14 protein-coding genes are annotated in these 12,310 nt (G+C 71.5%); 11 read left to right on the top strand and 3 right to left on the bottom strand.

The features are described 5' to 3' along the window. The 3 genes from K9U41_RS18380 to K9U41_RS18390 form a co-directional block, all read left to right on the top strand. Positions 1-551 (top strand): Tim44/TimA family putative adaptor protein (locus K9U41_RS18380; protein WP_282642321.1); only part of this gene is annotated, 551 nt, incomplete at its 5' end. 146 nt (positions 552-697) lie between these two features. Beyond that, positions 698-1,891, top strand: coding sequence for a murein transglycosylase A (gene mltA, locus K9U41_RS18385; protein ID WP_282642322.1), 1,194 nt, complete (start codon positions 698-700; stop codon positions 1,889-1,891). After that, positions 1,888-2,475, top strand: a complete 588-nt coding sequence (locus tag K9U41_RS18390) for a Smr/MutS family protein (protein ID WP_282642323.1) — start codon at positions 1,888-1,890, stop codon at positions 2,473-2,475. Before mltA ends, K9U41_RS18390 begins: the two co-directional genes overlap by 4 nt. Positions 2,476-2,494: 19 nt before the next feature. Here K9U41_RS18390 and pdeM read toward each other — a convergent pair whose 3' ends face one another. The 3 genes from pdeM to K9U41_RS18405 form a co-directional block, all read right to left on the bottom strand. Further along, positions 2,495-3,202 (bottom strand): ligase-associated DNA damage response endonuclease PdeM, encoded by a 708-nt coding sequence (gene pdeM, locus K9U41_RS18395; RefSeq protein ID WP_282642324.1) that lies wholly within the window; start codon positions 3,200-3,202, stop codon positions 2,495-2,497. Between the two features lie 74 nt (positions 3,203-3,276). Further along, positions 3,277-3,738 carry an NUDIX hydrolase gene (locus K9U41_RS18400; RefSeq protein ID WP_282642325.1) on the bottom strand — a complete coding sequence of 154 codons (462 nt, stop codon included), beginning with the start codon at positions 3,736-3,738 and terminating at the stop codon, positions 3,277-3,279. A 30-nt stretch (positions 3,739-3,768) separates the two neighbouring features. Then, positions 3,769-5,949 (bottom strand): primosomal protein N', encoded by a 2,181-nt coding sequence (locus K9U41_RS18405; RefSeq protein ID WP_282642326.1) that lies wholly within the window; start codon positions 5,947-5,949, stop codon positions 3,769-3,771. Between the two features lie 94 nt (positions 5,950-6,043). On the opposite strand from K9U41_RS18405, the gene obgE reads away from it, so the two are divergent. The 8 genes from obgE (at position 6,044) to rlmH (ending at position 12,150) form a co-directional block, all read left to right on the top strand. Beyond that, positions 6,044-7,078, top strand: coding sequence for a GTPase ObgE (gene obgE / locus K9U41_RS18410; protein WP_282642327.1), 1,035 nt, complete (start codon positions 6,044-6,046; stop codon positions 7,076-7,078). A gap of 105 nt (positions 7,079-7,183) precedes the next feature. Continuing rightward, positions 7,184-7,459: a type II toxin-antitoxin system VapB family antitoxin gene (locus K9U41_RS18415; protein ID WP_282642328.1), complete on the top strand. Its 276-nt coding sequence runs from the start codon at positions 7,184-7,186 to the stop codon at positions 7,457-7,459. Then, complete coding sequence (locus tag K9U41_RS18420) at positions 7,456-7,848, top strand: type II toxin-antitoxin system VapC family toxin (RefSeq protein WP_282642329.1); 393 nt, start codon at positions 7,456-7,458, stop codon at positions 7,846-7,848. The genes K9U41_RS18415 and K9U41_RS18420 overlap by 4 nt, the downstream gene beginning before the upstream one ends. A 24-nt stretch (positions 7,849-7,872) precedes the next feature. Then, on the top strand, positions 7,873-9,015 hold the full coding sequence (gene proB / locus K9U41_RS18425) for a glutamate 5-kinase (RefSeq protein ID WP_282642330.1): 1,143 nt from the start codon (positions 7,873-7,875) through the stop codon (positions 9,013-9,015). 228 nt (positions 9,016-9,243) lie between these two features. Further along, the gene (locus K9U41_RS18430) at positions 9,244-10,485 is read left to right on the top strand and encodes a glutamate-5-semialdehyde dehydrogenase (protein WP_282642332.1); all 1,242 of its coding nucleotides are present in this window, start codon (positions 9,244-9,246) and stop codon (positions 10,483-10,485) included. Beyond that, positions 10,482-11,165, top strand: a complete 684-nt coding sequence (locus tag K9U41_RS18435) for a nicotinate-nucleotide adenylyltransferase (RefSeq protein ID WP_432715823.1) — start codon at positions 10,482-10,484, stop codon at positions 11,163-11,165. Before K9U41_RS18430 ends, K9U41_RS18435 begins: the two co-directional genes overlap by 4 nt. A gap of 109 nt (positions 11,166-11,274) precedes the next feature. Next, complete coding sequence (gene rsfS, locus K9U41_RS18440; protein WP_041575393.1) at positions 11,275-11,637, top strand: ribosome silencing factor; 363 nt, start codon at positions 11,275-11,277, stop codon at positions 11,635-11,637. A 30-nt stretch (positions 11,638-11,667) separates the two neighbouring features. Then, positions 11,668-12,150, top strand: coding sequence for a 23S rRNA (pseudouridine(1915)-N(3))-methyltransferase RlmH (gene rlmH / locus K9U41_RS18445; protein WP_282642331.1), 483 nt, complete (start codon positions 11,668-11,670; stop codon positions 12,148-12,150). Positions 12,151-12,310: the final 160 nt, after the last annotated feature.

Genomic DNA, 12,310 nt, shown 5'->3' on the forward strand with positions numbered 1-12,310 from the left:
GGCAGGCGGGGGTGGAGGGGAACCTCGGCGGCGCCGCCGCCCCGGTGGACGATGTCCCGCCGGCCTACCGTTGGGAAGGCGTGGCCGAGGAGGGCTCGGCCACCGCCGCGGCCCTCGACGAGATCGCCCGCATCGAGCCCGACTTCGATGCCAAGCATTTCCTCACCGGTGCCCGCGCCGCCTATGAGATGATCGTGACCGCCTTCGCCGCCGGCGACCGCCGCGCGCTGAAGGATCTGCTCGCCAAGGATGTCTATGACGGCTTCGTCGCCGCCATCGCCGACCGCGAGAGCCGGCGCGAGACCATGGAATCGCGGTTCGTCGCCATCGAGCAGGCCGAGCTTCAGGAGGTGACCGTCCGCGACCGCAATGCCCAGCTCACGGTGCGCTTCGTGTCCAAGCTCATCTCGGTCACCCGCGGCGCCGATGGTGCGGTGGTGGATGGCAGCCCCGACACGGTGGCCGACGTGACCGATGTGTGGACCTTCGCCCGCGACCTCGGCACGCGTGATCCCAACTGGAAGCTGGTGGCCACCGAAGCCGCCCAGTGAGGCCTCCGGTGCGGCACGCGGCAGGACCTTGGGGTGGAAACGGTGGCCGGGCTCCTGGCCGAATCAGCGATCGTGTCACCGGTCACGGCCAGACCTGCCGCCCCGCGGCCGGCGCGCCAGGACGCGCAAAGCGCCGCCTGCGCTGCATGGCGGCGATGGTCCTCGCCCTTGTCGCCGCCGCCGCCGTGCCCTCCGGCATGCTGAGCGCCGTCCCCCCGCCCGCCATCGCCGGGGCGAAGCTGGTGCCGCTGGCCTTCGGCGCCATGGACGGCTGGGCTGCGGACGACCATGCCAGCGCCTTCCGGACCTTCCTGAAAAGTTGCGCCGCCCGCCGCGCGCCGCCGGCCGAGGTCGGCCCCGCCTCCGTGCCGACACTGGCCGCCGGCCTTGCCCATGCCTGCGCCGCCGCAGCGCAGCTGGGCACCGCCGCCCCGTCGCGGGAAGTGGCGCGGCTGTTCTTCGAGGCCAATTTCCGCCCTTACCTAGTGGTGCCAGACAAGGGTGGCGAAGGCTTCTTCACCGGCTATTACGAGCCGGAGGTGGCCGGCGCGCTGGCGCCCGGCAACGGCTTCGACGTGCCGGTCCATGGCCGGCCGTCCGACCTCCTGATGAGCGGCGGCGGCCCCACCCCCAATTCGGGCGGGGCCATGCGGCGGGAGGGCGATGCCCTCGTGCCCTATTTCGATCGCGCCGCCATCGAGGACGGGGCGCTCGCCGGCCGCGGGCTGGAAATCGCCTGGCTGAAGGACCCCATCGACCTGTTCTTCATGCAGATCCAGGGCTCGGCCCGGGTCCGGCTGCCGGACGGGCGGATACTGCGGCTGAATTACGACGGCTATAACGGCCATCCCTACCTGCCGGTGGGCCGCCTCCTCATCGCGCGGGGCCTGGTGCCGCGGGAAGAGATGTCCATGGACCGCATCCGCGCCTTCATGGAGGCGGACCCGGAGGCGGGCCGGGCGCTCCGGCGCGAGAACCGGTCCTATGTGTTCTTCAAGGCCCTCGACCTCGACGGGGAGGCCGGCGCCATGGGTGCGCAGGGCGTGCCGCTGACCGCCGGCCGCTCCATCGCCGTGGATCGCAAGCTGCATACCTATGGCGCGCCGGTATTCGTGGCGGCGGACCTGCCGTTGTCCGCGCCGGGCAGCCGCGAGCCGTTCCGCCGCCTCATGATCGCGCAGGATACCGGCTCGGCCATCGTCGGGCCGGCGCGGGCGGACCTTTATTTCGGCACCGGGCCAGAGGCCGGTGCGGTGGCCGGGCGCATCCGCCATTCCGGCAGCTTCACCCTGCTGGTGCCGCGTTTCGCGCCTGCGGGGACGGCGGGGCGCGCCCAATGAGCCGGCGCGGGCGGCGGCGGCAACTGTCGGCGGAAGAGCGCGCGCTCTGGGACCATGTGGTGCGCTCGGTGACGCCGCTGAAGCTGCCCGCGGTGCCGGAGGATGTGGCCCCGCTGGTGCCGGAACCCGCGCCCGTAGTGCCGGAGCCGCCGCCCGTCGCGCCTCCGAAGCCCACCAAGGCGTCCCGGTCGAAGACGCCGCCCGCTCCCCCGCCCGCGCCGCCGCTTGCGTCCCTGGAGCCGAAGACCCGCCGGCGGCTCATCCGCGGCGCGGAGGTGGATGCGCGGCTCGACCTGCATGGCCTCACCCAGGCCGCCGCCCATCGCCGGCTGCGGCTGTTCCTGATCGAGGCGCAGGCGCTGGGCCATGCGCTGGTGCTGGTCATCACCGGCAAGGGCGATCCCGACCGCCTCATGAGCACCGGCCCCGCCTTCGGCGAGGGGCGGGGCGTGCTCAAGCGCGCGGTGCCCTTGTGGCTCGCCGAGCCGGACCTGCGGATGATCGTGGTGGGCTTCGAATCCGCCGGCCGCCGCCATGGCGGGGAAGGCGCGCTCTATGTGCGCATCCGCCGGCGCAAGGCCTGAGCCTCAGTCGGCCTGAAATTCAATCCCCGATGCAGGCCGAGGCGGGCATCTCATAGGTGCGCCCGGCGCCCAGCAGGTGGGCGGTGAAGCCGCGCGGCGGGAACAGGCCGGCGATGGCCGGGTCGCGCACGCTCAGGCCGCCCGCATAGGCGCCGAATGCCGGCAGCACCATGCGGCGGCCATCGGTGACGAAGCAGCGCCGCCGCACCCCCCGCCCGCGCAACGCGATGCGGGCGGCGGGATGCAGGTGGCCGCACACTTCCCCCGGCGCGGGGCCGTCCGCCGGCTCGTGGCGGAACAGCAGCGGGCCGTGGGCGAGCGCCGCCGTGCCCTCGCCGCCGAGATCGTGGGGCGCGGGATCATGGTTGCCGGCGATCCAAACGAAGGTGCGTCCGGCCTGGATGCGGCGAATTTCCTCGCGGACCGGATCGGCCATGCGCTCCAGCGCCCAGCGGTCGTGCAGGCTGTCGCCGAGGGCGATCACCATGCGCGGCTGGTGCGCGGCGATGACGGCTGCCAGGCGCTTCAGGGTATCGATGCTGTCATAGGGCGGTAGCATCTGGCCGCGCCGGGCGAAGGCGGAGCCCTTCTCCAGATGCAGGTCCGCCACCACCATCAGCTTCTCGTCCGGCCACAGCAGCGCGCCGGACGGGTCCAGCACCAGCTCCGCGCCGGCGAGGATCACGGTGGCGAGGGGGGATAAGACTGATTCGGCGCGGGCGAGCATGGCCGGGATTGTGCCCAATGGCCGGCGAGGGGCAAGCGCGGCATTGGTGGGGAGGCGTAACCTGCGCGCGGGCCTCAGCGGGAGGCGGCCCACACCCCCGCCTCCACCAGTATCCCGGCCATGTCCTCGGGCCACACCTGCTCGCTCGCCCGCGCCAGATCGGCCTGCGACCACCAGGCGTGCTCCGCGACCACCGCCCGTTCCTCGGCGGTCCAGAGCGCCGACGACACCTCCAGCGTCGCGACGCGGACCAGGAAATAGCGCTCGTCGGCCTCCACCGCGATCCCGTCCGGCATGGTGAAGGTGACGATCCGCCGGGCGACCTGGGGGCCGGGGTGGGTGATGCGAAGGCCGGTTTCCTCCAGCAGTTCCCGGCACGCGGCCTGCTCGAAACTCTCGCCGTCATCGAGGCCGCCGCCGGGCGGCGCCCAGAAGATGGCGCCGGCCAGCGCGCCCGTCCGGTGCACGAACCGGAACAGCAGCAGGCGGCCTTGCGCGTTCAGGACCAGGAGGCGGGAGGACGGGCGCTGTTTCATGGACGCTGTTTCATGGGGGTCGCCGGTGGTTCAGAAGAAGCTCTGCGGGTCCACGTCGATGGCCACGCGGATGTTGCCCGTCACCTTCGGCGCCGTGGTCCGCCAGTCGCGCAGGTAGCGCGACAGGTCGAAGGCGCGGGGCGCGCGCACCAGCAGCCGCCAGCGGTGGCGCCCGCGCAGCACCGCGAGCGGGGCTTCCGCCGGGCCGAGGATGCGCACCCCCGCCACCAGGGGGGCGGAGGCGGCAAGCCTTCGGGCATGGCCCTCCGCCACATGGCCCTCGCTGGCCGAGACGATGAGGCTCGCCATGCGGCCGAAGGGCGGCAACTGCGCCTCCTCGCGGGCGGCGATCTCGGTGTCGTAGAAGGCGTCCCGGTCGCCGGTCACCAGCGCCCGCATCACCGGATGCTCGGGCATGTGGGTCTGGATGAAGCCCCGCCCTTCGGTCTTGCCGCGCCCGGCGCGCCCCGCCACCTGATGCACCAGCTGGAAAGTGCGTTCCGCCGCGCGCGGGTCGCCATGGCCGAGGCCCACGTCGGCGTCCACCACACCCACCAGCGCGAGGCCGGGGAAATTGTGGCCCTTGGCCACGAGCTGGGTGCCCACCACCACGTCCACCTCGCCCTTGGCCACCGCGTCCAGCTCCGCGCGCATGCGCTCCACCCCGCCGGCGAGGTCGGAGGAGAGCACGAGGGAGCGGGCGGCGGGAAACAGCGCCTGCACCTCCTCCTGAAGCCGTTCCACGCCCGGCCCCACGGGCACCAGGCTGTCCTTGGCGCCGCAGGCGGGGCAGGCCTCCGGCACCGGGGCCTGATAACCGCAATGGTGGCAGGTGAGGCGGCGGCGGAAACGGTGCTCCACCAGCCACGCCGTGCAGGAGGGACAGCGCATGCGGTGCCCGCAGGAGTGGCACAGGGTGAGCGGCGCGTAGCCCCGCCGGTTGAGGAACAGCAGCGCCTGTCCGCCCGCCTCCAGCGTGTCGGCGATCTCCGCTTCGAGGCGCGGGGCGATCCAGCGCCCCTTGGGCGGTCCGCCCTTGCGCAGGTCGATGGGCAGGAGGCCCGGCACCTTGGCGCCGCCGAAGCGCACCGGCAAAGCGAGGCGGCGGTAGCGCCCGCGCCGGGCGTTCACCTCGGTCTCGATGGAGGGGGTGGCGGAGGCGAGCACGATGGGGGCGGCGGCCAGCCGCGCCCGCACCACCGCCATGTCGCGGGCGTGGTAGGCGACGCCGTCCTCCTGCTTGTAGGCGGGGTCGTGCTCCTCATCCACGATGATGAGGCCGAGGTCGCGGAACGGCAGGAACAGGGCCGAGCGGGCGCCGGCCACCACCTGCACCTGTCCCGAGGCCACCGCGTTGAGGATGCGCCCGCGCCGCCGCGTGGAGACGCCCGAATGCCATTCCGCCGGCTTCACCCCGAAGCGGGTGGTGAAGCGGTCGAGGAAGGCCTGGGTGAGGGCGATTTCAGGCAGCAGGATCAGCGCCTGCCGCCCATCGCGGATGGCCTGCGCCACCGCCTCGAAATAGACTTCCGTCTTGCCCGATCCGGTGACGCCGTCCAGCAGGAAGACGCCGAAGCCCTTGGCGTCCACCGCCGCGCTGAGCACCTGCGCGGCCTGCGCCTGCGGCTCGGACAGCGTGGGGGTGGCGAAGGCCGCGTCGGGGGGATAGGCGGCGGGCTCCGGGGGCAGCACCACGGTTTCCAGGGCGCCCTCGTCCACCAGCCCGTCCACCACGGAGGGGGAGACCCCGGCCTCCCGCGCCGCCTCCGACTTGCCGCGCACGAAGCCGTCGGCAAGAAGGTCGAGCAGCCGGGCGCGGGCCGCCGTCATGCGCGCCGGGGCCGGGCCGGCGAGGCGCACGCCCACCCGCTCGCGGCCGGCGCCGGGGCTTTCCCCGTGGCGCAGGGCCATGCGCAGCACCATGCCGCGCGGGGCAAGGGTGTAGTCGGCCATCCAGTCGACGAGCTTCAGGAGGTCCGGCGGCAGCGGGACATAGTCCAGCTTCGCCTTCACGGTCTTGAGCCTGGCCGCATCCACCGGCTTGCCGGCCAGGCTGTCGTTGCGCGGCCAGACGCAGCCGATGATGCCGCGCGCGCCCAAAGGCACGTGCACGAGGTCGCCGGGGGAGAGCGTCATCCCCTCGGGCACGAGATAGGAATAGGGGGTGTCGAGGCCCAAGGGCAGCAGGACATCGACCGTGCGCGCACTCATGGCGGTGTTTTGGTCCGTCCGGCGGGAAAGGTCAAAGGGGTGTGAATCTGGCCCGCCCCTTGCGTTTGCGGCGCCTCCCGTCTACCTCCAACCCATGAAATTCCTCGATCAGGCCAAGGTCTATGTGCGCTCCGGCGACGGGGGGGCGGGTTGCGTCTCCTTCCGGCGCGAGAAATTCATTGAGTTCGGCGGTCCCGACGGCGGCGACGGCGGACGCGGCGGCGACGTGTGGATCGAGTGCGTGGATGGCCTCAACACGCTCATCGACTATCGCTACCAGCAGCATTTCAAGGCCAAGAAGGGCGACCACGGCAAGGGCGCCAACCGCACCGGGGCCCGCGGCTCCGACGTGGTGCTGAGGGTGCCCGCCGGCACCCAGATCCTCGACGAGGAGGAAGAGACGGTCCTTGCCGACCTCACCGAGGTGGGCCAGCGCGTCAAGCTGCTGGAAGGCGGCAACGGCGGCTTCGGCAACGCCCAGTTCAAGACCTCCACCAACCAGGCCCCGCGCCGTGCCAATCCCGGCCTCGAGGGCCAGGAGCGGTGGATCTGGCTGCGCCTGAAGCTGATCGCCGACGCCGGCCTCGTGGGCCTGCCCAATGCCGGCAAGTCCACCTTCCTCGCCGCCACCACGGCGGCCAAGCCCAAGATCGCCGACTATCCCTTCACCACCCTCCATCCCGGCCTCGGTGTGGTGCGGGTGGACGGGCGCGAGTTCGTGCTGGCCGACATTCCCGGCCTCATCGAGGGCGCGCACGAGGGTGTGGGCATCGGCGACCGCTTCCTCGGCCATGTGGAACGCTGCCGGGCGCTGCTGCACCTCGTGGATGGCACCTCCGAGCATGCGGGCAAGGCCTACAAGACCGTGCGGGCCGAGCTTGCCGCCTATGGCAACGGCCTCGACGAGAAGCCGGAGATCGTGGCCCTGTCCAAGGTGGATGCGCTCTCCCCCGAGCTGCTCAAGCAGCAGAAGGAGCGCCTGAAGCGGGCGGCCAAGAAGACGCCGCTGCTGCTCTCGGCCCAGTCCGGCCAGGGGGTGCAGGAGGCGTTGCGCCTGCTGCTCTCGGTGGTGGAGCAGGAGCGGGGCGCCGAAAAGGCAGAGGAACCGCGGGACGCGTGGCGGCCGTGATCTGGCGCCCCTGAATTGCAGGCCGTGACGGGGCCGGGCTGACGCCGGTCCCGGCGTGTGCTAGCATTTCGGAATTCGGAGCTAGCATCGTTCGGATCTCCTTTCATGCCGCGACAGCTGAACATCCGCAGCGACGAGGCGTTCGAAACCGCCCGGCGGCTTGCGGAACGCCATGGCTGGACCACCACGGAAGTGGTGGTGCGGGCCTTGCGCCGCATGGCCGAGGCCGAAGGCCAGGCCCTGCGGCAAGAGGATCTTTCGCCCCGGCAGAAGTCCTTGCATGATCGCCTGGCTGACCTCGGCCGCAAGGCTCGGGAGGCGTCTCCCGAGGCGACGTCCGAGCATGGCGACCTCTATGGCGACGATGGCGCTCCCCGGTGATCGCCATCGACACATCGGTGCTCATCGCCACCTTCACCAATGAGCCGGACGCCGATCTCTACCGCCCCATCCTCGTGGGCGCGCCCTGCCTGATCGGCGCGCCGACCCTGTTCGAGACCCACCTCGTCTTGCGGGGGCGGAGCTATGCCTACACGCTGGAAGCCGTTGACCTCTGGCTGGAGGAAGGCGATGTCACGGTGGTTCCCCATGATCTGCTCCACCTGCGGCTGGCGCGGGAGGCCTTCGACCGTTTTGGCAAGGGGCGGCATCCGGCGGGCTTGAACTTCGGCGACTGCATGGCCTATGCCGTCGCCAAGGCGCATGACGTGCCGCTCCTCTTCAAGGGGGATGACTTTTCCCGCACCGACGTGCGCGCGCTGCCCGTCTGAGTGCCTTCCGGTCGCAAGAATTCCATGGCCTCGCAGGTTTCCGGGCAAACCCCCGTCTTCACCGACTTCCGCCGCATCGTCATCAAGGTGGGCTCCGCTTTGCTGGTGGACCGCGACCATGGGCGGGTGAAGCTCGCCTGGCTCACCTCGCTGGTGGAGGACATCGCGACGCTCCACGCGCGCGGCTGCGAGGTGATGGTGGTGTCGTCCGGCGCCATCGCTTTGGGGCGCACCGTGCTCGGCCTGCCCAAGGGGCCGCTGAAGCTGGAGGACAGCCAGGCCGCCGCCGCCGTGGGCCAGATCACCCTGTCGCGCACCTGGGCGCAGATCCTCGGGCATTACGGAATGACCGCCGGCCAGGTGCTGCTGACCCTGGGCGACACCGAGGAGCGCCGGCGCTATCTCAACGCCCGCTCCACCCTCGGGCGGCTGATGGACCTGAAGGCGGTGCCCATCATCAACGAGAACGACACGGTGGCCACCACCGAGATCCGCTATGGCGACAACGACCGCCTCGCCGCCCGGGTCGCCACCATGGCGAGCGCCGACCTCTTGGTGCTGCTCTCGGACATCGACGGGCTCTATACTGCCCCGCCGGCGCAGGACCCCAACGCCACCCTCATCCCGGTGGTGCCGCGCATCGGCGCCGAGATCGAGGCCATCGCCGGGGATGCGGGCTCGGAGCTGTCGCGCGGCGGCATGCGGACCAAGATCGAGGCCGGCAAGATCGCCACCTCCGCCGGCACCCACATGGTCATCGCCTCCGGCCATGTGAAGAACCCGCTGAAGCGCATCGTGGAGGGCGGGCGCTGCACCTGGTTTCTCACCTCGGCCAATCCGGTGCGCGCCCGCAAGAGCTGGATCGCCGGGGCGCTGGAGCCGCGCGGCACGCTGCATCTGGACGACGGCGCCGTGGCCGCCCTGCGCCGTGGCGCAAGCCTTTTGCCAGCCGGGGTGAAGCGGGTGGAGGGGGTGTTCGACCGGGGCGATGCGGTGGTGCTGCGTGGCCCCGACGGCGCCGAGGTGGGCCGGGGGCTGGTGGCCTATGATTCCACCCACGCCGCCCGCATCATGGGCCACACCACCCCCGAGATCGAGGCCCTGCTGGGCGGCCAGGGCCGCTCGGAAATGATCCACCGGGACGACATGGCCCTCGGGGTGGAGTGAGAGGGCGGGGACTGCTCGCCGCGTAAACCCGGTACCCTGCTCCGGCCTGTCGCATTTCGCCCCTGACGTGCTAATCAGTGCGGTGATGCCTATCTTATGAGGCATAACCGTCTTATCCGTCAGCGAGACCCTGCCATGGCCACCGCCTCCGCCGCCCGCACCGATGTTTCCGCCGTCGCGGGCCGGTCCGTGCCGCCGGCGGATGCCGGGGCGGATCTTGCCGCTTATATGGGCGACATGGGCCGCCGCGCCCGCGCCGCCTCCCGCAGCCTCGCCCTCACCGCGCCCGAGGCGAAGACGCAGGCGCTCCATGCCGCCGCCGCCGCCATCCGCGCCGCCGCCGCCGAGATCCTTGCCGCCAATACCGGAGATGTGGCCAAGGCCAAGGCGGACGGCATGACCGGCTCGTTCCTCGATCGCCTCACCCTCACCCCTGCCCGCATCGAGGCCATGGCCGAGGGCGTGGAGCAGGTGGCGGCGCTGGCCGATCCCGTGGGCGAGGTGACCGAGAGCTGGACCCGCCCCAACGGCTTGAAGATCGAGCGCGTGCGCACGCCGCTGGGGGTCATCGGCGTCATCTATGAGAGCCGGCCCAATGTGACGGCGGACGCCGCCGCTCTGTGCCTGCGCGCCGGCAATGCCGTGATCCTGCGCGGCGGCTCCGACAGCCTCGCCTCGTCCGGTGCCATCCATCGCGCCTTCGTTTCCGGCCTCAAGGCCGCCGGCCTGCCGGAGGATGCGGTGCAATTCGTCGCCGTGGCCGATCGGGCGGCGGTGGGGCTGATGCTGGCCGGGCTCGACAATACCGTGGACGTGATCGTGCCGCGCGGCGGCAAGAGCCTGGTGGCGCGGGTGCAGAGCGATGCGCGGGTGCCGGTGTTCGCCCATCTGGACGGCATCAACCACGTCTATGTGGACAAGGCCGCCGACCTCCACATGGCCAAGACCGTGGTGCTGAACGCCAAGATGCGCCGCACCGGCGTCTGCGGCGCCGCCGAGACATTGCTGGTGGACCAGGCGGTGGCCGCCACCCATTTGAAGCCGCTGGTGGAGATGCTCATCGACGCCGGCTGCGAGGTGCGCGGCGACGCCGCCGTGCAGGCGGTGGACGGCCGCGTCAAGCCCGCCACGGCGCTGGACTGGGACACGGAATATCTCGACGCCATCATCGCCGTGAAGGTGGTGGACGGGCTCGCCGGTGCCGTCGCCCATATCGAGGCCCACGGCTCCCACCACACCGATTCCATCGTCACGCAGGATGCGGCGGCGGCGGAGCGGTTCCTGGCGGAGGTGGATTCCGCCATCGTGCTCCACAATGCCTCCACCCAGTTCGCGGACGGCGGGGAGTTCGGCTTCGGCGGGGAGATCGGCATCGCCACCGGGCGCATGCATGCGCGCGGGCCGGTGGGCGCCGAGCAGCTCACCTCGTTCAAATACCGCATCCATGGCACGGGGCAGACCCGTCCGTGAGCTTTCCACCCGCCAGCGGGGGGACGCGGGACGGTGGCGCGGTGAGCCCGCGCGCCGCGCGCCACATGCCGTGGGTGACCGACGGCCTGCGCGTGGGCCTGTTCGGCGGCAGCTTCAATCCGGCCCACGAGGCCCATCGCGCGGCGAGCCTCATCGCCCTGCGGCGCCTGAGGCTCGACCGGGTGTGGTGGCTGGTGACGCCGGGCAATCCCCTGAAGGACAATCGCGCGCTGCCGCCGCTGGAGGAGCGCGTGGCCATCGCGCGGCGGGTGGCGCGCCATTCGCGCATCGACGTGACCGGCTTCGAGGCGGATCTGGGCGTGCGCTACAGCTACGAGACGGTGGATTATCTGGCGCGGCGGCTGCCCACGGTGCGCTTCGTGTGGATCATGGGGGCGGACAATCTCGCCCGCTTCGACCGCTGGCAGCGCTGGCGGGCCATCGCCGACCTCATGCCCCTGGCGGTGGTGGACCGCATGGGCGAGAGCCTTGCCGCCACCGCCTCCGTGGCGGCCCGGGCGCTGGGGCGATATCGCATCGACGAGAGCGACGCGCCCCTCCTGGCGGACCTGAAGCCGCCCGCCTGGGTGTTCCTCCACGGGCTGAAATCCCCCATGTCTTCAACGGGAATCAGGGCTGCGGGCGGGGGGCTCGATGGGCCGGCCCGCCAAACATCTTGAATTTGCGTTGATTTAGCCCCATCCTGCGGGGGTGCGACGGTTTGTGCCGTCGCCTGTATCAAGAGGATTTGGACCCCTGTCCACGACGGCACTTCTGGCGGCCGCTGAGATGACACCGCCCGCCACGGTCTCCCGGGCGCTTCCTGACGCCGAGGAGATTCTCGCCCTCGTCACTGCCCGGCTCGAAGACGACAAGTCCGAGGACATCGTCTCCATCGACCTGCGTGGCAAGACCTCCATCGCCGACTACATGGTGATCGCCTCCGGCCGCTCGCAGCGGCATGTGGGCGCTGTCGCCGAGCACCTCATCGAGGCGCTGAAGGCGGCGGGGATCAAGCACGTGCGGGTCGAGGGCCAGCCGGCCTGCGACTGGGTGCTCATCGACGCGAACGACGTGATCGTCCACGTCTTCCAGCCCGAGGTCCGCAGCTTCTACAACATCGAGAAGATGTGGTCCGGGACGCGCCCCTGATGCGTTCCGGCACGGCTTGCTGAGAGCTGCGTGCGCCTCGTCCTCGCCTGTGTCGGCCGGCTGAAAGCCGGGGCCGAGCGTGACCTCGTTACGCGCTATGTGGACCGCATCCGCCCCGCCGGCCGGCCCCTGGGCCTTGGCCCCTGCGACATGATCGAGATTCCCGAATCCGCCGCCCGCCGCGCCGAGGACCGCATGGCGGAGGAGGGCGCCGCGCTGCTCGCGGCCTTGCCTCCGGGGGCGGGGCTGGTCGTGCTCGACCCGCGCGGGCGCCAGCTCTCCAGCGAGGATTTCGCCGCCCGCCTGGCGGCCCAGCGGGATGGCGGGCTGTCGGCGCTTGCCTTCGTCATCGGCGGCGCGGACGGGCTGAGCGACGCGGTGCGGGACAAGGCCGCGCTGATGGTCGCCTATGGCACCGCCACCTTTCCCCACCAACTGGTTCGGGTGATGCTGGCGGAGCAGATCTACCGCGCCGTCACCATCCTGTCCGGCCATCCCTACCACCGGGCGTGAGGGCTTTGCCCGGCAGTGTCTCAGTTTGGAATCCGGCGCTTCGACTGGGCACGCTCTGAACCCTCCCCCCGCTTGCGGGGGGAGGGTAGGGAGGGGGTAGGCCCTCTACGTAGTCGCGCCGCTGGTGTTCTGCTCCGGCACCGTGCCCCCTCCCCAGCCC

Source organism: Xanthobacter autotrophicus, from assembly GCF_029991245.1.
In the GTDB taxonomy this organism is placed as follows: Bacteria; Pseudomonadota; Alphaproteobacteria; order Rhizobiales; family Xanthobacteraceae; genus Xanthobacter; species Xanthobacter autotrophicus_C.